The organism is Pseudomonas sp. 313 (assembly GCF_000316965.1).
Taxonomy (GTDB): Bacteria; Pseudomonadota; Gammaproteobacteria; order Pseudomonadales; family Pseudomonadaceae; genus Chryseomonas; species Chryseomonas benzopyrenica.
This window is the reverse complement of sequence record NZ_ANBZ01000067.1, coordinates 161280-180567: the sequence shown is the minus strand read 5'-3', so window position 1 is coordinate 180567 and position 19288 is coordinate 161280. Positions and strand designations below refer to the sequence as shown.

Sequence of the window (19288 nt, the reverse complement as noted above, 5' to 3'; positions counted from 1 at the left end):
CCCTCAACGCCGCCGCGCCCTCCTGTTGGGCGCCGCCGGCGCGCTCTGGTCCGTCCTGCCCCTGGCCGGACGCGCCGACACTGCCTCTGGAGGCACCATGCAACACGCCGATCTGATCCTGCACAACGGCAAGCTCCACACCGTCGATCCCGAGCGCCCCGCGGCGACTGCGGTCGCCATCAAGGACGGCGTCTTTCTTGCCGTGGGTAGCGATAGCGACGTCATGGCCCATCGCGGCCCGGGCACCCAGGTGGTCGACCTGCGCGGTCGCCGCGCCATCCCGGGCCTCAACGACTCCCACCTGCACCTGATCCGCGGTGGCCTGAACTACAACCTGGAACTGCGCTGGGAGGGCGTGCCCTCGCTGGCCGATGCCCTGCGCATGCTCAAGGACCAGGCCGAGCGTACCCCTGCGCCCCAGTGGGTGCGGGTAGTGGGCGGCTGGAACGAATTCCAGTTCGCCGAGCGCCGGCTGCCGACCCTGGAGGAGCTCAACCAGGCCGCGCCGGACACCCCGGTGTTCATCCTGCACCTTTATGACCGGGCCCTGCTCAACCGCGCCGCCCTGCGTGTCGTGGGCTACACCAAGGACACGCCCAATCCGCCAGGCGGCGAGATCCAGCGCGACGCCCGGGGCGAGCCCACCGGCATGCTCATCGCCCGGCCCAACGCCATGATCCTCTACGCCACCCTGGCCAAGGGGCCCAAGCTGCCGCTGGAATACCAAGTCAACTCCACGCGCCAGTTCATGCGTGAACTCAATCGCCTGGGCCTGACCAGCGCCATCGACGCCGGCGGCGGCTTCCAGAACTACCCGGACGACTACCAGGTCATCCAGGAGCTGGCCGATGCCGACCAGCTCACCGTACGCATCGCCTACAACCTCTTCACCCAGCGGCCCAAGGAAGAGCTGGCCGACTTCAAGAACTGGACCAGCAGCGTCACCCTGCACCAGGGCACCGACTTCCTCCGCCACAACGGCGCCGGCGAGATGCTGGCCTTCTCGGCGGCCGACTTCGAGGACTTCCTCGAACCGCGGCCGGACCTGCCGTCCAGCATGGAGGCCGATCTGGAGCCGGTGGTGCGTCACTTGGTGGAACAGCGCTGGCCGTTCCGCCTGCACGCCACCTACGACGAATCCATCTCGCGCATGCTCGACGTCTTCGAGCGGGTCAATCGCGACGTGCCCTTCAACGGGCTGCCCTGGTTCTTCGACCACGCCGAGACCATCAGTCCGCGCAACATCGAGCGGGTCAAGGCCCTCGGCGGCGGCATCGCCATCCAGGACCGCATGGCCTTCCAGGGCGAATACTTCGTCGACCGCTATGGTGCCAAGGCCGCCGAGCAGACCCCGCCGATCCAGCGGATGCTCGCCGAAGGCGTACCGGTAGGGGCGGGGACCGACGCCACCCGCGTCTCCAGCTACAACCCCTGGACCTCACTGTACTGGATGGTCAGCGGCCGCACCGTCGGCGGCCTGGCGCTCTATCAGGAGGGCCTGCCGCGGGCCACCGCCCTGCAGCTGTTCACCCAGGGCAGTGCCTGGTTCTCCTCGGAACAGGGCAAGAAGGGCCAGTTGCGGGTGGGCCAGCTGGCCGACGTGGCAGTGCTCTCGGCGGACTTCTTCACCGTCGAGGAGGAGGCCATCAAGCACCTGGAGTCGGTGCTGACCGTGGTCGGCGGCCGCATCGTCCATGGCGCCGAGGAATTCGATCGCCTCGGCCCGGCGCCCTTGCCGGTCACACCGGACTGGTCGCCGGTGGTCAAGGTACCTGGCCACTGGAAGCCCGGCGCGCCCCTGCAGGCCGCCGTGCACCAGTGCGCCGGCGCCTGTTCCGTGCATGGCCACGGCCATGAGCGGGCGCGCCAGAGCCAGGTGCCGGTCAGCGACTTCAGTGGCTTCTGGGGCGCCTTCGGCTGCTCCTGCTTCAGCTTCTGAGGACCGCCACCATGACCGCCGCCGCCTTGAACCCCAACGCCGCCTCGCCCTGGCAGCCCCTGCGTCAGCGCACCTTCCGCTGGCTGTGGCTGGCCAGCATCGCGTCCAACATCGGTACCTGGATGCACGAGGTGGGCGCCGGCTGGCTGATGACCTCGCTGTCGGCCAGTCCCCTGGCGGTGGCCCTGGTCCAGGTGGCGGGGGCGTTGCCGATGTTCCTGCTGGCGCTGCCAGCCGGCGCCCTGGCCGACATCGTCGACCGCCGCCGCTACCTGCTCGGCGTACAGCTATGGATGGCCACGGTGGCCCTGGCTCTGGCCGGGCTGACCCTGGCCGGCTGGATGACCGTACCGCTGCTCCTGGGGCTGACCCTGGCCATGGGCGTGGGCACGGCGCTGATGCTGCCGGCCTGGTCGGCGCTGACGCCCGAACTGGTGGACAAGAGCGAGCTGCCGGCGGCCATCGCCCTGTCCAGCCTGGGTATGAACGTGGCCCGTGCCCTGGGGCCGGCCCTGGCCGGGGTGCTGGTCAGCCTGGCCGGTCCCTGGCTGACCTTCGCCCTTAACGCCGTTTCCTTCCTTGCCGTCATCGTCGCGCTCCTGACCTGGCGGCGCCAACCTGCAGCCGCCGTGCTGCCCGCGGAGCGCCTCTTGGGCGCCGTCCGGGTCGGTTTCCGCTATGCCCGCAGCTCGCTCCAGCTGCAGGTGGTGCTGGCCCGGACCGCCGCGTTTTTCCTCGGCGCCAGCGCCGGTATGGCCCTGCTGCCGCTACTGGTACGCCAAACCCTGCAGGGCACCGCCCTGGATTTCGGCATCCTGCTCGGGTGCGTCGGCCTGGGTGCCATCGCCGGCGCCATGCTCCTGCCGCGGCTGCGCGAGCGGCTGTCCAGCGACCTGCTGGTGGCGGGTGCCAGTGCGCTCTATGCCCTGGTCCTGCTCGGCCTGGCCTGGATTCGTGACTTCGCCTGGCTGCTGCCGGTGATGCTGGCCAGCGGCCTGGCCTGGATCGCCGTGCTCTCCAGTCTGCAGGTGGCGGCCCAGACCGCCGTGCCCGGCTGGGTGCGCGCCCGTGCCCTGGCCGTCTACATCCTGGTGTTCTTTGGCACCACCGCCCTGGGCGGCTTCCTCTGGGGCGCCCTGGCCAGCCACTTCTCCCTGAGCGTGGCCCTGAGCGCGGCGGCCGGGGTGCTGCTGGCCGGCATCGGGCTGACCTGGCGCCTGCGCCTGCCGGTCACCCCGGCGGCCGATATCGCCCCCGCACTGCACTGGCCGACACCGATCCTCGACGACTCCCTGGATCGCGAGCGCGGCCCGGTGATGGTCACCCTGGAATACGACATCGCTCCCGAACACGGTCCGGCCTTTCGCCAGGCCATGCAGGCGGTTGGTGCCATGCGCCGACGCAACGGCGCCTTCTCCTGGGCCCTGCTGCAGGACAGCGCCGAGCCACGCCGCTGGCAGGAATTCTTCTGCGACGAATCCTGGCTGGAACACCTGCGCCACCACCACCGCGTCACCCAGGGCGAACAGCGCCTGGAAGCGGCGGCGCGCCAGTACCAGACCCCCGGCGTACCCATCGCCATTCGCCATCTCCTGGGCGGCGCCTGATGCCGCCCTTCACCCGCAACCCCCAAACCACTCCCTGAGGACTCCACCATGAGCAAGCCCTACAACCGTCTCGACAAGAACGATGCCGTCGTCCTGCTGATCGACCACCAGGCCGGTCTGATCTCGCTGGTCCAGGATTTCACCCCCAGCGACTTCAAGAACAACGTCCTGGCCCTGGCCAACAGCGCCAAGTTCTTTGGCCTGCCCACCATCCTCACCACCAGCTTCGAGCAGGGCCCCAACGGCCCGCTGGTGCCCGAGCTGGTCGAGCTGTTCCCCGAGGCGCCGTACATCGCCCGGCCCGGCCAGATCAACGCCTGGGACAACGAAGACTTCGTCGCCGCCATCAAGGCCACCGGCCGCAAGCAGCTGATCATCGCCGGCGTGGTGACCGACGTCTGCGTGACCTTCCCGGCCCTGGCGGCCATCGCCGAAGGCTTCGACGTCTTCGTGGTGACCGATGCCTCCGGCACCTTCGACAAGACCGTGCAACAGGCCGCCTGGGCGCGCATGAGCGCCGCTGGTGTGCAGCTGATGAACTGGTTCAGCGTCGCCTGCGAACTGCACCGCGACTGGCGCAACGACATCGAGGGCCTGGGTGCCCTGCTGTCCAACCACATCCCCAACTACCGCAACCTGATGACCAGCTACGCCAAGCTGTCCGCCAAGTAAGGGGAACGATGGTCCGGCGCCTCCCTCGGCGCCGGACCATCCCTGCCAGACCTTCGCGGAGGGACGCCGTGAACCGCAACGACCTGCGCCGCATCGACCTGCACCTCTTGGTGGTGTTCGAAAGCCTGATGCACGAGCGCAATCTCACCCGCACCGCGGAAAAACTCTTTCTCGGCCAGCCGGCCATCAGCGCCGCCCTGGTGCGCTTGCGGCAATTCTTCGACGATCCGCTGCTGGTGCGCAGTGGCCGCACCATGGAACCCACGCCGCGCGCCCTGGCCATCCTCGCACGCCTGCAACCGGCCCTGGACGGTCTGTCCAATGCCCTCAGCGAGGTCGACGACTTCGATCCCGGTGCCAGCCGTGCGGTCTTTCGCCTGGGCATGTCCGACGATGTCGAATGCGGTCTGCTGCCGCCGCTGCTGGCCCATCTGCGCGAGGTGGCGCCGCACTGCGTGCTGGTGGTGCGCAACGCCAACTTCCTGCTCTTGCCCGGCCTGCTGGCCAGTGGCGAGGTCTCCCTGGGTATCAGCTACACCACCCAGCTGCCGGCCAACGCCAAGTGCCGCACCCTGAGGCACATCCGCGCCCTGGTGGTTCGCGCCGACGCCGCTCCCGCTCCCCTGACCCTGGACGACTATTGCGCGCGGCCCCATGTGCTGGTGTCCATGTCCGGCGATCTTTGCGGCAACATCGACGACGACCTGGCGCGCCTCGGGCGTAGCCGCAAGGTGGCCCTGGGCGTGCCCCACTTCAACGGTCTCGGCGCCTTGCTGGCCGGCAGCGACCTGCTCGCCACGGTGCCCGACTACGCCGCCCAAGCCCTGGCCGCCAGTGGCAGTCTGCGCATCGAGGAGCCGCCGTTTCCCATCGTCCCGGCCAAGCTGTCGCTGGTCTGGCGCGCGGCCCAGGACCAGGATCCCGGCGAGCGCTGGTTGCGCGGCGAGATCGTCAGATTCATGGGCGAGACGTCCTAGCGAACTGGGCTATCAGCCCCGTCGATAAGCGCTATCCGCCGGTACGATTTATTGGCGAGGGGGTTGGCTTTCTAGGATGGCTGCATGTCTTCCGGAGCCACGCCCATGAACCTCGCCACCTTCCGCAACGCCCTTCGCCTGCTGGCCTGCGCCGGCTTCCTCGCCCTGCTGGGCGGCTGCGCCAACTCCCACAACGCCTACCTCAAGGATGGCAGCACGGCCTACCTGGTGCAGTGCAACGGAGTCTTCGGCCGCTGGTCCGGCTGCGCCGGCGAAGCCGCGGAGCGCTGCAGCATCAGCAGCACCGGTAGCTACCGGGTACTCGCCCGCAATCATCTGGACGGCGCCAGCGAAGCCCAGGCCGAGGCCAGCGTCGCCGGCCAGTCCTATCCGGTGCGCAACCTGCTGGTGCAGTGTCAGGGCGAACAACTGGCCTGGCGAGTGGGCAACTTCGTGCGCCGGCTACCGGTGAGCGAGGGCTAAGGGTAGCTCAGCGGGCTGCCGCGTTTTCCAGGCTGTGGCGCTGCAGTCAGACCGTAGGTTGGGTTGAGACGGCTCCAGCGTCGAAGCCCAACAGGGATGCTCAGCCTTGGGCAATGTTGGGCTTCGCTGCGCTCAACCCCACCTGCGCGGGCTATTAGCCGTAGCCGCATCGGCGGACCACCATGCGCGCGGACGGCGGTCAGACCGTAGGTTGGGTTGAGACGGCTCCATCGTCGAAGCCCAACAGGGATGCTCAGCCTTGGGCAATGTTGGGCGTCGCTGCGCTCAACCCAACCTACGAGGGCGTCGTGGGCGCAACCGCAGCGGCGAAGGCTACTCCGCCATGGCCTCTCCCAGCACCTTGAGGAATTCCCGCGTCGCCGGTGTCGGCAGCGGCGACCAGATGGCATGGACGTTACGCTGGGGCGCATCGCTGACCGGCACCCGGGCGAGGCCGGCAAAGGTACCGGCGATACTGTCAGGCACCAGACCGATCGCCAGCCCGCGCCGGACGAAGCGTTCCAGCAACTGCATGTTGCCCGTCTCGAAACGCACCCGGTGGGGCAGACCCAGGGCGGCGAAGGCCTCGTCGGTCTGCCGCCGCGCCCCGCTGCCGGCGGGCAGGTCGACCAGCGGCAGATCCACCAGTTCGTGCAGCGACAGCCTTTCCCGCCCCGCCAGGGCGTGCGCGGCGGGCAGCACCGCCACCAGTTCCTCGCTGAGCAGCAGGCGGCTAGCCACCGCCTCCAGGGCCACCTGGCGCGACAGGCCGATCAGGGCGAAATCCAGTTGTCGCTCGCGCACCGCCGCCAGCAGCGTCTCGCTCTTGTCCTGGCGCAGCCGGATGTCCACCTGGGGATGGCGGGCATGGAAGGCGGCCAGTAGCTCGACGATGTCCAGCCGCGGCACCGAGGAGATCAGGCCCACTGTCAGGCTGCCGCGAATGGCACCGACCGCCGCAGCCACGTCCTGCCGCGCTCTTTCCACCGCGGCCAGCGCCTGCCGCGCCTGGACCAGCAGCGCTTCGCCGGCGGGGGTGAGGCGCACCTGCCGCGGCAGGCGTTCGAACAGGGTAGCGCCCAGTTCGGCTTCCAGGCGGGCGATCTGGTGACTGAGCGCCGACTGCACCACATGACAACGCTCGGCGGCGCGGGTGAAGTGGCGCTCCTCGGCCAGGGCGACGGCGAATTCCAGCTGCTTGAGGTTCATGGCGCTATCTTGAAATGAGATCGAAACCATCTTAACGATTCATTTAACCGATGGCTGCCGTTGTCTGATACTGACCAGCCTTTCCCATGCCGGACCTCGCGGATGTCGAACCCCACACCTCCTCTCAGCCGCTGGCTGACCCTGCTCATGGCCGTCGCCACCGGTATCGCGGTGGCCAGCAACTACTACAACCAGCCGTTGCTGCACACCATCGCCCAGCGCTTCGACCTCAGCTACACCCAGGCCGGCAGCATCGTCACCACCGCCCAGCTCAGCTACGCCGCCGGGCTCCTGCTGCTGGTGCCCCTGGGCGATCTGCTGGAGCGCCGCCGGCTGATCGTCACCATGAGCGTGATCGCCGCCGCCGGCCTGGCCCTGAGTGCCACCGCCACCAGCCTGACCTGGCTGCTAGTGGGCACCGCCATGACCGGGCTCTTCTCGGTGGTGGCCCAGGTGCTGGTGCCCTTCGCCGCGACCCTGGCCGCGCCGGAGCAGCGGGGCAGGGCGGTGGGCACCGTCATGAGCGGACTTATCCTCGGTATCCTGCTGGCCCGCACCGTGGCCGGGGCGCTGTCGTCCCTGGGCGACTGGCGTACCGTCTATGCCGTGGCGGCCGGTCTGATGCTGGCCACCGCCCTGGCCCTGCGCCTGGCGCTGCCGCGCTATCAGCAGTCGGCGGGCCTGAGCTACCCACGGCTGCTGGGCTCGGTGTTCGTGCTCTTGCGCGACGAACCCCTGCACCGGCTGCGCACCCTGCTGGGCTGTCTGGGCTTCGCCGTCTTCGCGGTGTTCTGGACGCCCCTGGCCTTTCTGCTCGCCGCCGAACCCTATGGCTTCAGCGATGGCACCATCGGCCTGTTCGGTCTCGCCGGGGCAGTGGGGGCGCTGGCCGCCAACCTGGCCGGGCGCATGGCCGACCAGGGCAAGGGTGGTCTCGCCACCAGCATCGGCCTGGCCTCCCTGACACTCGCCTGGCTGCCCCTGGCCTTTGCCCAGCAGTCGCTGGCGGCGCTGCTGGTCGGCATCCTGGTGCTGGATCTCGCCGTGCAGCTCAGCCACGTCAGCAACCAGAACGTGGTCTACCGCCTGCGCCCGGAGGCCCGCAGCCGCCTCAACGCCGGCTACATGACCGGCTACTTCCTCGGCGGCTCCCTGGGTTCGCTGCTGTCGGCGCGGCTGTACGAGCACTTCGGCTGGACCGGCGTCAGTCTGGCCGGCTGCCTGCTGGCGGCCACGGCGCTGGCCGTCTGGTGCCTGTTCCTGCTGCGCCAGCGTCAGGCGCGGGCCTGAGCGCCATCATCAGCGCGGTCGATGATCGCTATCCCGCGGGACGATTTCTAGGCGCGGGGTGGGCTGGCGACAATGAGTCCACACCCACCCGACACAGGTACTCGCCATGAAAGCCCTCACCGCTCTCTTCGCCGCCACTCTGCTCACCACCGCCATCGCCCAATCCGCCCAGGCCGAGGAAAGCGCCCTGCGCCCCTTGGGTTCACTGATCGAAAAGCACCAGCAGCAGGATCGCACCCTGGCCGAGAACGGCACTGATCGCAGCCTGCAGCCGTCGATCCAGCGCCAGCAGCAGCGTCTCGACCCGCGTCGTGCCCTGGCTGAAAACGGCGCCGAGCGCAGTCTGCAGCCGGCGATCCAGCGTCAGCAGCAGCGTCTGGATGGCCAACGCCTGGCTGCCGACGGCGCCGAGCGAACCCTCCAGCAGTGGCCCCAGCGTCAACCGACCCGCGGCGCCGTGGCGTGAGTCGGCCCGACCGTCAGGCGGTCGCGCAGATAGTCCGAGAACAGTTGGACGATGCGTGCCGACTGACGATGCTGGGGATAGACCGCATAGACCGCCGCGCTGGGCAGGGCGAAGTCTTCCAGCACCTGTACCAGCGCCCCTGAGGCCAGCGCCGCGCCGATGATGAAGGTCGGCAGCACCGCGATGCCCTGACCGGCAATGGCCGCATCCCGCACCACCTCACCGTTGTTGGCCCGGAGCTGACCCTGCATGGGCAGCACCAGCGGCTTGCCTCCGCGCTGAAAGCGCCATTCCACCTGGCGACCATGGCCATAGAGCAGACAGCTGTGCTCGGCCAGATCCTCCGGCTGCAGCAGCGGCGGCGCCTTCTGCAGATAATCCGGACTGGCACAGGTCACCAGCTGCATCTCGGTCAGCCGCTTGGCGATCAGGCTGGAATCGGCCAGGGTGCCGATGCGGATCGACATGTCGTAGCCCTCGGCGAGCAGATCCACCGCCCGGTCATTGAGATCCAGCTCCAGGCGGATCTGCGGATAGGCCGAGAGAAAATCCGGCAGCAGGGGACTCAGGTGCAGGGTGCCGAAGGTCATGGGCGCACTCACGCGCAGCACCCCCTGGGGCACCGTCCGCCGGCTGGAGAGCAATTCCTCGGTGTCGTTGACGTCCTCGAGGATCTTCACCGCCCGCTCATAGAGCAGCATCCCCAGTTCGGTCGCCTGCAGGCGTCGCGTGGTGCGATTGAGCAGCCGCACCCCCAGACTTTCCTCCAATGCCATGGTCCGCCGGCTGACGAACTGCTTGGAGAGCCCCAGCTTGTCGGCGGCGGCGGTGAAGCTGCCCTCGTTCAGGGTGGTGACGAACAGGCGTAGGTCATCGAAATTCATGGCGGCATCCAGGCAGCGAGAAGGTTGACTAAGAATTGATATCCTGGAGTAGGAAATACTCGGGGCATGATCGCTTAACTAGAATGGCGGCTTGGCCATCAAAGGCTAGATCCCCTCAACCTCAATGCCGTGTTCTGCCAACCAGACCTTGCGTTGCGCATAGTCCGGCATGGCGCGTTCCAGACGCAGCCAAAACTCCGGGGTGTGGTGCGGCTCGTGCAGGTGCACCATCTCATGCACCACCACGTACTCGGCAATGTGCTTGGGCAGCAAGATGGTCTTCCAGTGAAAATACAACTGCGCGCCCTTACCACAGGACCCCCAGCGATAGCCCAGGTCCTGCACCCGCACTCCTCCCGGGGCTAGTTCCATGCGGGCTTGGTAAAGCTTCACGCGCGAGGTCAGCCAATTGCGCGCATGGTTGCTGTACCAGCGGACAAAATGTTCCCGAGCGTTTGGCAGCTCGCTACGCAACAAGCAGAAGCGGCCGGCTGAGAGTTTGAGCGGCACCTCTTGCTCCTCTACTAGCTTGAGACGATAACTTCGCCCCAGATACAGGAAACCCTCGCCATTGACATACTCCTTGGTAGGGATAGCGCGCTGCAGGCGATCCTTTTCGGCTAGACGCGAGTAAATCCAGAAGCTTTTTTCCGCTACGAATTGGCGCAGCCTTTGTTCCTCCACTTCGGGTGGTGCGGAAAGAATCAGGGTGCCATCTCGCTCGACGGTGATCTGCATCGTCTTGCGGCGTGCACTACGATGCAGCCTCAAGTGCAGGTCGTTAACGGTGAGGGATTGATGGCTCATAACTGCACCAGCCGCTCATGGCTGGCCCTGGCCTGATCCAGCAGGCGGTCAGCCAATACCCCCGCCGTATCAGTATTCACCAAGGGCGGACGCAGCCGCATCAGGTGGTCGAATAACTGTCCGGCCAGCTCCTCCTGTGCCGCTCGCTTGCGCGGGCTCCAGATGTCACGGTGGCTTTGCAGTTCGTCCACCAATAGATCGACCAGATCTACCGTGACATCCTTCAGTCGGAGCAGTGCTGCAGGCTCCGGAGTGGCGTCGGCGCACACCACATCCAGCAGCGTGCGCAGGAAGGGCGCATAGTGCTCGGGCACATCCAGGGAGCTGTTGTCATCGCTCATTTGGCCGCTACGCAACTCGTCGATGAGCTTCTGCAGTTGTGCAACAAGTTGATCCCACTGGTCACCAAACGCCTTGAGCAGTTCGTTCAGGCGCTCGGATAGCTTGCGATACCGCACCGGATCCTCATCTACATGCTTGCGCACATGTGAGCGGATGGCGTGCTCCATCTCCGAAGCCTTGGCGCGGTCGTTGACACTACGCGATAGCTGCTTTTCGAAGTCCGCGTCGGTGAGCTGGATCGGCGGAATCTTCGGGTCGATGCCCAGCGAGATCACGTGATCGTCGATCAGCTTGCGCACCTTGGCGCCAACATCCTTGCCCAGTTGCGGTAGGTCTTTGTAGCGCCCGCGCGCCCGGGCATGGATATAGGCCAGGCGCTTGGCATCCTTGACGAAGGGCAGGCCCTCTGGGCGCGGCAAGACGGTATCCAGTGTATCGAGAAAGGCTTTTAGCTTGACCGCGAACTCAGCGCGTACCTTTTCCGATTCAAGTGCCGTAAGACAGGCTTCCACATCGTCCAGCGACTCGATCCCCTGACGGCGCAACACATCCACCACCCGCAGGTGTCGGTCACGGAGCACCGGCACCTCGTCCTTGATGCTGCTCAGCGCACCCTCGATATCCTCGTCGGCATAGGCAGCCAGGGCTTCGCGTAGATGGTTGGCGACTCCGTAGTAGTCGACCACGATGCCACAACGCTTGCCGAAGCCGGTGCGGTTGACCCGCGCGATGGCCTGCAGCAGTTCGGCTTCCCTGATCGGCCGGTCGAGGTACATCACCCCCTCGATGGGGGCATCAAAGCCGGTCAATAGCATCGACTTGACGATCAAGAAGGCGAGCGGATCGGACTTGCCCACCTGCTCATGCTTCAGGGGCTTCTTGAATCTTTGGATCAGGTGTTCGTGCTTACTGCCATCCGTCCAGCTTTTCCACTCGGCTGGGTCGTTATTGGATCCGGAAATAATGGCCGCGAACTCCAGACCGCGTAGCGTGTCGCGATAACGCCACGCCTGTATTTGCGCCTGCAGCTTGGGCGGGCGTTGGCACAGGGCTTCATCGTCCAGGGCCTTCTCATCAGCAGGCAAGGCGTCGGCTTCAGCGAGCAGTTCATTGCGGGCAGTATCTAGCGCATGGAAATAGCGGACGGCTGCAAGCCGGCTGTAGGCCACCACCTGCGCCTTGTAGCCATTGGGTAGGATATGGGTGACATAGTGACGGAGGATGTCACGAGCCTTGTCCGCGATCAGTGCTGGAGCATCGAGGATATGGCCCTTGGTGGCGTACTTCCGCTTGATCAGTTCCAGCTCGTCCTGGCTGTGATCACGGAACAAATCCTCGAATAGCCCGTCCAGGCTAGCCCCGTCTTTCACGGCGCCCCGTGCGGTGCGCCCTTCATAAAGCACCGGCACGGTCGCGCCATCTGCCTCGGCTTCCTTGATGGTGTACTTGTCGATAAAGGCGCCGAAAATCTCATGGGTACGCTTCTTGTCACCCATGATGATCGGCGTACCGGTAAAGCCGATACGCACGCAGTTGGGCAGACCTGCCAGCAGGTTGGCGTGCAGGTCGCCGGCCTGGGTGCGGTGCGCCTCATCGATCAGCACCAGAATGCTCTCGTCGGGGTTCAGCACCTCAAACGGTTTGCCTACCTGGTAGGGCGCACGCTTTTCCGCGGCTTTGGCAAGGGCAGGGGGTTCTGAAGCGCTACTGGTCGAGCCATCCTCATCCTGCTCGGGGTTGCGATATTTCTGGATGGTGGCGAACACCAGGCCGGGCCCCCGGCGGCGTGCCAAGGCTTTAACGCCCTCGATAGTAGAGGCCACCTCGGGCAGCTCGCCACTCAAGGTAGCGGTGGCCGCGAGTTGGTTCTGCAGGTCCTTGCGGTCGGTGACCACGATGATCTTGAAGCGGCGCAACTGCGTATCCGTGCGCATCTTGCGCACCAGGAATACCATGGTCAGGCTCTTACCCGAACCCTGGGTATGCCAGACGATGCCGCCGCGCTGGTCGCTCTCGCCATGCTCCAAGCGCGTCTGTCCGCGTTTCATACGGGGCACCGTACGATTCACGGCGCGATACTGCTGGTAGCGGCAGACCGTCTTGATGGTCTGCCCGCCCACTGGCATGAACAGCATGAAATGCCGAACCAGATCGAGCAGGTGATCAGGCGTCAGCATGCCCGCCACCAAGCGCTCCTGCTCGGACAGTTTGGCTTTGCCCAACCGCTCGGCCACCACCTGTTCACTGCCGTTGCCGTCGGGACCAACTACCGTTTTCCACTGGAAAAAATGCGCGAAGCCGGCGCCAATGCAGCCCACCCGTGCTTCGTCGTAGCTGCTGGCGATCAATAGCTGCACGCTGGCGAACAACGCCTCGTTGCCCTCGTTCTCCTCGACCTCGAAGGCCGCCTTGCGTTGATTGCTGTAGCGGCGCAGTTGATCGACAGACTCGGCCAGCGGTTCGTGAGTGGATGGGCTCTTGCATTCCACCACCACCAAGGGGATGCCGTTCACCAACAGCACCAGATCCGGGACGATGAATTGCCTGCCGCTGTTGTAGCCTGGCGGGCAATCAACCCGGTATTGATTGATCACGCTGAAGTGATTGTTGGCCGGAGTGTCCCAGTCGATGTACTGGATGGTTTGGCCGCGCCCACCCTCCCAGCCAGGAAGCCCGTCAACGGTAATGCCCTTGAGCAGCAACTCGGTGACCTTCTGGTTGGCTTCCATCAGCTTGCCGCTGCCCACGCGGGTAATGGCCGCGACTGCCTCGGCAATGCGCTGATCGTCCAGCCACGGCTGGCCGTCGCGCAGGTTGATGGCGCGCAAGCGCTCGACCAGTGCGGCACGCTGAATGACTTCACTGAAACTGCTGCGGCCGGTCGTGGCCGGGTTGTCGAGGCTGCCCTCGGTGTGCTGCCAGTTCAGCCCCTGCAACTGCGCCACAAAGGGTTTTTCGACGTCTTCCAGTTCCCAGCCCACAGGGTTTCTCCTTTAATCCAGTTCAGGCGTGTATGGGCTCATACAGGCTTATTCCGGCTCATTCCGGCTCATTTCAGGGGGCGATGGTGTAGGACGCCCCTCGATTCTTACCGCTCTGGACAATGGCGCCTTTATCTTTCAGCTTTTTCAGAAGCTTGGCCGCCTGGTCTGTCGATATCCGACATAACTCCATGACCTCGGCACGTTTGATTTGCCCATGCTGCTGCACATAGTTGAGCACCATCTGCTCATGCTGAATCGGTGCGAAGCCTGCCTGGCGGGTATAGGCGGCTTTGTCCCCCGCGGCCTGGTACAGGCTGGCCGACAGGGTGTAACTGCGCCCGCGGGTGGCGCCGTGGGCTTCCACCAGGCCGGCTTCGGTCAGAGCTTCCAGGGTGCGTTTGGCGCTGGCGGTGTCGCGCTGAATCTGCACAGCCAGTTCATCGGCGGTGACGCGTTTGCTCGCGCGCAAGGCGGCCAGGGCGATCAGGCTGTCGATGGGCAGCTCGGCATTGGTGGCGCGCTCGTGCTCCACCACCAGGCGGCGGAAATCCAGGTCAGCCTCGGCGGTGGGCAGGCGCAGTACCACGCTCTGGGCGGTGGTATAGCTGTAGTCCGGGGCCGGGCGACCGAACTTGAGCATGCCGCGAAAGATCTTGTCCACGCCACGACCGGAGCGTTCGACCACGCCGATGCGCTTCATGGCGTCGGCCAGTGCTGGGTTGCGTGGGCGGGGTTCGGTTACTAGAAGATTGGCCAGAGTCACACCATCGACTAGGCCTCCGGGATTGCTGACCACCAGAGCCTCGTCTTCGAGGCGCACATGTACCGCCCCCCGGCCATGGTAATCCCTGTGTACCAGGGCATTGGCCACCGCTTCGCGAAAGGCGCCGAGGTCCACCTTGGGCACCGGCACGCGGAACAGGCCGACCTGCAGCTCTTCTTCTGGGTTATAGGGGCGGAAATTGGTTTCCAGCCAGTCCAGCGCCTTGAGTAGCGGAAAGCGGCGGAACTCGTTGAAGCGCACTGCTTGCTGGGCCAGCACCTGGAAGGCGAACTCGTGGGTGGGCACCAGTTGCCGCAGTGAGGTCTCCCGACCGATCAGCAGCAAGCCAGTAAGGGTTGGTACGCGTGAGCCGTCGGCTTGGCGCGCGGTGAGCAGAAGCGCACCGTCGAGGGCTTCATCGTCCAACTCCAGCAGCACACGGTCGCCACCATACTGCTGCACGGCCTGGCGCAGGCGTTCGCGTTCCAGCGGATCGAGGTCTGCCAGAGTGGCGCCGGCCACCGGCTGGGCGGACACATCGAGCAGACCGAAGCTACTGGCGCGGCTACTACGCTCATGGGGCAGCATGGCCACGCATTCGGGCGTGCCGTCGTGCTTCAAACGGCGGCGCAAGTACACGCCACTGGTGGTGGCTACCTCGCCCGCGAACTTGGGCACCAGGATGCGCGCCACCGTCACACCAGCTAGATCAACCGCCTCTGCTTGGACGCTTAGAGACGGCGAGGTACGCGCCGCGACCATGCCAGCCAGCCCCTCCAGGAGGCGATGCTCGGCATGTAGGCCACTAGGCGTCCCGTCGTCCTCCACGCCCAGCCACAATTCGCCACCCTCGGCATTGGCCAGGCACATCAGCGCCTCGATCAGGTCTCGGTCGGGGAGTTTGCTGCGGTCGCTCTTGAACTCGACGGTAAGGGATTCCAGGGGCGGCAGGCGCTGGGGCATATCAGGCTCCCGTAGGAGTTGCGGCTTGTTGTATGGATTCCAGCAGTGGGGTGACGCAGACGCGGCCGGTGAGTAGGTCGTCCATTAGGCCGAATTTTTTCTGGCACAGCTTGTTCACAGCGATCTGTTCCGCCTCCAGCTGTGCCTGAATGGCGTCATAACGTGCCGCAATGGCATCTTGCTCGATCCTGCCTGGCACTGCCAGCAAGAGTGGGCGCAGGTCTTGGAGGTTGATGTTTTTCTGTGCGCTCTGAGGAGCACGAGTATCCAAGGTTCTCTTTGCCCGACGAATCGACAGTTCAACAAAGCGGATGTTGTATTCTGGCGCAACCACAGCCCCTACAATACTGTCTGGAAAAAACATTGGGCACGCCAGAATTGCGGTGTCTGCAATGTTGGCTGCGATCGTAATGGCGATAGTGCCAGCCGGGAACTCTTGGCTTACGGAAATGCCCCGCTTACTTAGCGTTTGGGAGTAGCTATATATGTAGCCTCCCTGAGCTAGTGCGACATCTCCAGTTTGGATGAATGGGTATTCTCCACCAAAGAAAGCAGGGTCATTCCTCGGTCTATGCGTGAATTTCCCACGCGAAATTTCTGCCAGTTTTCCAAGTTCTCGCAATTCCCATTCCCTCGGAATCCACCCCAACGGCGATTCTCTGTAGAGCTGCGGCGCTTCGCTCTGTAGCGGGCGCAGTTGGCCGTTGGTGTCGATGCCACGGGTCAGCAGGTCGTGCAGCAGGCCCTGCTTGACGGCCTTGAGCTTGTCGATCAGCGCTTCGGTTTCGCGGATGGCGGTGTCGAGAGTGTCGAGGACTTGGGCGATGGCGTGCTGCTCTGCAAGCGAAGGCACGGGAAGCATGCTCGCTGTAACAGGAGTCCGGCTTAGCTCAAGCTGGTTGGTCGAACCCGCGTAGCAAAACCGCTCAAGGTGCCTCTGTCCCCAAGAAGTACGCAGTAGAGCATTGAGCCATCTTCCATCGGCGCCTTCAGGCTTTGGCCGAAGTACGGTGACATGCCCATCAACAATAAAAGCCCCGTCATGATCGAATACAACTGATCGGCCAATTGTTCCGGTGCCAGTGGAATTCAGCAGCACATCGCCAGACTCCGGGCGCAGAACATTGCGGATCGCTCGTTCTGCATGCGGGCGCGCAAACTCCGGAGCGAAGCGTGATGTTGTGACACAGCGCTGACCGATGGCCAAAACGCTGCTGCTTTCCACATAAACCGGAGCTGTACCTCGGGAAATCAGGCTGCACAGCTCATCGAGAGTCTTCTTTGGCCATCCTGCTTTATCAGGTATCGCAACGTCCAAGGACTGGAGTTTCTCAGACATAACCCAACCCCTTCAGGAACCCCTGCAACTCCTTTGTCGCCGCATCACGCTTCTGCTCGATCTCGTTCAGCGTCACCCGATACTTGTCCCACCAGTTCTCGAATGCGGCGACTATCTGCTTACGCTGGGCGGCGATATAGCGCTCGACGATGGCCTGCATATCGTCATGCAGAATGGTCAGCAACAGCTCGGCGGCCTGCGCCTCGTCCAGGCCGTCGACGGCCTGGTTCAGATGGCTGGCGAAGTTTTCCTGCTGGGTCTTGAGCTGCTTCTTCACCTTGGCCAACTCGGCCTTCCAGGCCTTGAGCTGGGCTTCGTCGATGGGATTTTCCTCATCATCAGCATCCGCCTGGCTGTCAGCTTCATCGGAATCTTCCCCCCTGGTTGGGGCGGCAGCCTTGAGCTGGCTCTCCAATTCGGCCTTTTTCGCTTCCAGCTCGGCCAGCCCGGTGACGAAGTCACTGAGCAGGAATTTCACCAGCTTGTGTTCCAGCGGGCTTTGCTTGCTGGCCTTGTCTTCCAGGGCGGTGATGATGCTGGTGCGCCAGGCGTCGATCACGCCCCGGCTGCCACGGGCCATCAAGCCGAGAAAGTCGTATTTGCTCTGGTACCAGAAGCCGGCCACGATGCCCCGCACCTGGAAGGGGTCGAGCAGGCCGATGCCTTCCAGGGTCTGGCTAAAACTGTTTAGTAGCTCGCCGCGCAACTCGACCAGGGCGGCGCTGTTATCCAGCTTGCCCGCCAGGGCGGTGATGCGTGGGCTGTGCAGGTGCCACCAGGTCTCGAAGGTATCGCGCAGGGTGGCTTCTTTGGCTAACAGGCCGGCGTTGCCTTCGATAGCCGGCTTGAGGTCGGCGCCGCGGCTCAGCTCATGGCGAAAGTCGAAATACTGCGCGTCGCGCGCGATGAACAGGTCATGCGGGTCGAGGCCATGGGCGGCGAACAGCGGCGCTTTCGCTTCGACTTCAGCCTTGGGCACGCCGCCTAGCAGGTGGGCACGCACATCATGGGGCTCGGGCGGTGGGGCATTGTCCACATAGCGGCGGATGTTCAGGTTGTAGTCATTGGCGCGCAGCGTGGCGATATCCACCACATCGCTGAGACCGTCGATGCGGCGGAATTCGTCGAAGGCGTTGCTGATCTTCTCGATATGTTCGGGCAGCAGATGGTTCTGCGCGCGGCCCTCGAAGTATTCGCGGTCGGCGTTGATGAATAGCACCTTGCCCTGGCGCGCGGATGGCTTGCTACTGATGCGATTAGCACCATCCTGCTTTTGTTGGCGCAGGATGAGAATGCAGGCCGGGATGCCTGTGCCATAGAACAGATTGGCCGGCAGGCCGATCACCGCTTCGAGCAGATCGTTCTCGATGATGCTGGCGCGAATGCCGCGTTCCTCACCACCCCTGAACAATACGCCGTGAGGCAATACAGTGGCGATCATGCCCTCGTCGCGGGTGACGCCGAGCATGTGTTGGAGGAACATTAGATCGGCCTTTTTCGAGCCCAGCGGCACCTCGCCGAAGGGAAAACGTATCTCGCGGAAGGTTGGGTTCCAGGCCAGGCTGCCATCCGGGTTCTTTTCGGTGTGACCCCAGTTGATAGAGAACGGCGGGTTAGTGAGGATGCGGTCGAAGCGGCGCAGTTCGCCACCTTCGATATGCCTGGGATCGGCCAGAGTGTCTTCGTTCTCCAGCCAAGCGTTGCTGATGCCGTGCAGCAACATATTCATCTGTGCGATGGACCAAACGGTACCGTTGAACTCCTGACCGAACAGATTGGCCTTGCGACCGTCCTCGCCGTGCTCTTCGATATATTCCTTGGCCGCAATCAACATGCCACCTGAACCGCAGCAGGGGTCATAGATATCGTGTTCGAGGGTTGGCTTGAGCAGATTCACCATCAACCGTACCACCGAACGCGGCGTATAAAATTCTCCGCCTTTCTTGCCAGCTGAATCGGCAAATTCCGCAATCAGGTACTCGTAAGCGGCCCCCAAGAGGTCGGGAAATTCGAAGTCGCTATTACGCAGCCGTACCTCACCGAAATGGGTAATGAGTTGGCGCAGCTTCTGATCGGGAATCTTGCTCTGACCGACCTTGCGAGTGAAGTCGATATGATCGAGCACCCCGTTTAAGGAGGTGTTGTTATCTTCGATACCACCCAGCGCCTTATTTAGCAGGCTGCCAACGTTGATGTGCGCTTCGTTACGCAGATACCAGAACCGCGAATGCGTGGGCACCCAGAAATTGCCGTGGAGCTTGTACCAACGTGGGTTTTCCGCTGTAGCGCAGGCCTCGGATTTGCTCTTGCCAGCATTCATCTCAGCGGCAACGACCTGCTCATAGCGTTCCTCGAAAACGTCGGAGCAACGCTTCAAGAACAGCATGCCGAAGATGTATTCCTTGAACTCCGAGGCGTCCATCTTACCGCGCAGAATATCGGCGGCCTTGAACAGGTGACGTTCCAATTGTTGCAGCGTAAGGGGCATTGCTGAGTCTCTTGTGGGCACCCTTGGGCAGGCGCCAGTCGTGATGACATAAAGGTCAGTGATTGTATCTCAAGC

At 64.2% G+C, this 19288-nt stretch carries 14 protein-coding genes; 7 read left to right on the top strand and 7 right to left on the bottom strand.

The genetic code is table 11. The features are described 5' to 3' along the window. The first annotated feature begins 97 nt into the window (after window positions 1-97). The 5 genes from C722_RS0114070 (at window position 98) to C722_RS0114050 (ending at window position 5678) form a co-directional block, all read left to right on the top strand. Window positions 98-1939 carry an amidohydrolase gene (locus C722_RS0114070; protein ID WP_177323665.1) on the top strand — a complete coding sequence of 614 codons (1842 nt, stop codon included), beginning with the start codon at window positions 98-100 and terminating at the stop codon, window positions 1937-1939. 11 nt (window positions 1940-1950) lie between these two features. Continuing rightward, entirely contained in the window at window positions 1951-3546 is a 1596-nt protein-coding gene (locus tag C722_RS0114065; protein ID WP_017641106.1) for an MFS transporter, read from the top strand. 48 nt (window positions 3547-3594) lie between these two features. Beyond that, window positions 3595-4218 (top strand): isochorismate family cysteine hydrolase YcaC, encoded by a 624-nt coding sequence (gene ycaC / locus C722_RS0114060; RefSeq protein ID WP_017641105.1) that lies wholly within the window; start codon window positions 3595-3597, stop codon window positions 4216-4218. Window positions 4219-4286: 68 nt separating this feature from the next. Further along, entirely contained in the window at window positions 4287-5195 is a 909-nt protein-coding gene (locus C722_RS0114055) for a LysR family transcriptional regulator (RefSeq protein WP_017641104.1), read from the top strand. Window positions 5196-5279: 84 nt separating this feature from the next. Then, complete coding sequence (locus tag C722_RS0114050; RefSeq protein WP_177323663.1) at window positions 5280-5678, top strand: hypothetical protein; 399 nt, start codon at window positions 5280-5282, stop codon at window positions 5676-5678. Window positions 5679-6011: 333 nt separating this feature from the next. On the opposite strand, the gene C722_RS0114045 is transcribed toward C722_RS0114050, so the two are convergent. Further along, entirely contained in the window at window positions 6012-6887 is an 876-nt protein-coding gene (locus C722_RS0114045) for a LysR substrate-binding domain-containing protein (protein ID WP_017641102.1), read from the bottom strand. 102 nt (window positions 6888-6989) lie between these two features. On the opposite strand from C722_RS0114045, the gene C722_RS0114040 reads away from it, so the two are divergent. Both C722_RS0114040 and C722_RS0114035 read left to right on the top strand, forming a co-directional pair. Then, window positions 6990-8177, top strand: a complete 1188-nt coding sequence (locus C722_RS0114040) for an MFS transporter (protein WP_017641101.1) — start codon at window positions 6990-6992, stop codon at window positions 8175-8177. 106 nt (window positions 8178-8283) lie between these two features. After that, window positions 8284-8643 (top strand): hypothetical protein, encoded by a 360-nt coding sequence (locus C722_RS0114035; RefSeq protein WP_017641100.1) that lies wholly within the window; start codon window positions 8284-8286, stop codon window positions 8641-8643. On the opposite strand, the gene C722_RS0114030 is transcribed toward C722_RS0114035, so the two are convergent. The 6 genes from C722_RS0114030 to C722_RS0114005 form a co-directional block, all read right to left on the bottom strand. Further along, the gene (locus C722_RS0114030) at window positions 8616-9527 is read right to left on the bottom strand and encodes a LysR family transcriptional regulator (protein ID WP_017641099.1); all 912 of its coding nucleotides are present in this window, start codon (window positions 9525-9527) and stop codon (window positions 8616-8618) included. The genes C722_RS0114035 and C722_RS0114030 overlap by 28 nt on opposite strands. Before the next feature lie 105 nt (window positions 9528-9632). Continuing rightward, complete coding sequence (locus C722_RS0114025; protein ID WP_017641098.1) at window positions 9633-10334, bottom strand: M48 family metallopeptidase; 702 nt, start codon at window positions 10332-10334, stop codon at window positions 9633-9635. Further along, window positions 10331-13657 carry a type I restriction endonuclease subunit R gene (locus C722_RS0114020; RefSeq protein WP_017641097.1) on the bottom strand — a complete coding sequence of 1109 codons (3327 nt, stop codon included), beginning with the start codon at window positions 13655-13657 and terminating at the stop codon, window positions 10331-10333. Before C722_RS0114020 ends, C722_RS0114025 begins: the two co-directional genes overlap by 4 nt. Before the next feature lie 73 nt (window positions 13658-13730). Then, window positions 13731-15386 carry an ATP-binding protein gene (locus tag C722_RS0114015; protein ID WP_017641096.1) on the bottom strand — a complete coding sequence of 552 codons (1656 nt, stop codon included), beginning with the start codon at window positions 15384-15386 and terminating at the stop codon, window positions 13731-13733. Between the two features lies 1 nt (window position 15387). Further along, window positions 15388-16725 (bottom strand): restriction endonuclease subunit S, encoded by a 1338-nt coding sequence (locus C722_RS25820; RefSeq protein WP_081594588.1) that lies wholly within the window; start codon window positions 16723-16725, stop codon window positions 15388-15390. Further along, window positions 16718-19213 carry a class I SAM-dependent DNA methyltransferase gene (locus tag C722_RS0114005; RefSeq protein WP_017641093.1) on the bottom strand — a complete coding sequence of 832 codons (2496 nt, stop codon included), beginning with the start codon at window positions 19211-19213 and terminating at the stop codon, window positions 16718-16720. Before C722_RS0114005 ends, C722_RS25820 begins: the two co-directional genes overlap by 8 nt. Between the last annotated feature and the right edge of the window lie 75 nt (window positions 19214-19288).

Bases quoted from the DNA above. Each gene is read 5' to 3' on its own strand.
- C722_RS0114050 (WP_177323663.1), top strand. From the start codon at position 5,280: ATGTCTTCCGGAGCCACGCCCATGAACCTCGCCACCTTCCGCAACGCC.
- C722_RS0114005 (WP_017641093.1), bottom strand. From the start codon at position 19,213: ATGCCCCTTACGCTGCAACAATTGGAACGTCACCTGTTCAAGGCCGCC.
- C722_RS0114030 (WP_017641099.1), bottom strand. From the start codon at position 9,527: ATGAATTTCGATGACCTACGCCTGTTCGTCACCACCCTGAACGAGGGC.
- C722_RS0114035 (WP_017641100.1), top strand. From the start codon at position 8,284: ATGAAAGCCCTCACCGCTCTCTTCGCCGCCACTCTGCTCACCACCGCC.
- C722_RS0114045 (WP_017641102.1), bottom strand. From the start codon at position 6,887: ATGAACCTCAAGCAGCTGGAATTCGCCGTCGCCCTGGCCGAGGAGCGC.
- C722_RS0114025 (WP_017641098.1), bottom strand. From the start codon at position 10,334: ATGAGCCATCAATCCCTCACCGTTAACGACCTGCACTTGAGGCTGCAT.
- C722_RS25820 (WP_081594588.1), bottom strand. From the start codon at position 16,725: ATGTCTGAGAAACTCCAGTCCTTGGACGTTGCGATACCTGATAAAGCA.
- ycaC (WP_017641105.1), top strand. From the start codon at position 3,595: ATGAGCAAGCCCTACAACCGTCTCGACAAGAACGATGCCGTCGTCCTG.
- C722_RS0114015 (WP_017641096.1), bottom strand. From the start codon at position 15,386: ATGCCCCAGCGCCTGCCGCCCCTGGAATCCCTTACCGTCGAGTTCAAG.
- C722_RS0114070 (WP_177323665.1), top strand. From the start codon at position 98: ATGCAACACGCCGATCTGATCCTGCACAACGGCAAGCTCCACACCGTC.
- C722_RS0114040 (WP_017641101.1), top strand. From the start codon at position 6,990: ATGTCGAACCCCACACCTCCTCTCAGCCGCTGGCTGACCCTGCTCATG.
- C722_RS0114065 (WP_017641106.1), top strand. From the start codon at position 1,951: ATGACCGCCGCCGCCTTGAACCCCAACGCCGCCTCGCCCTGGCAGCCC.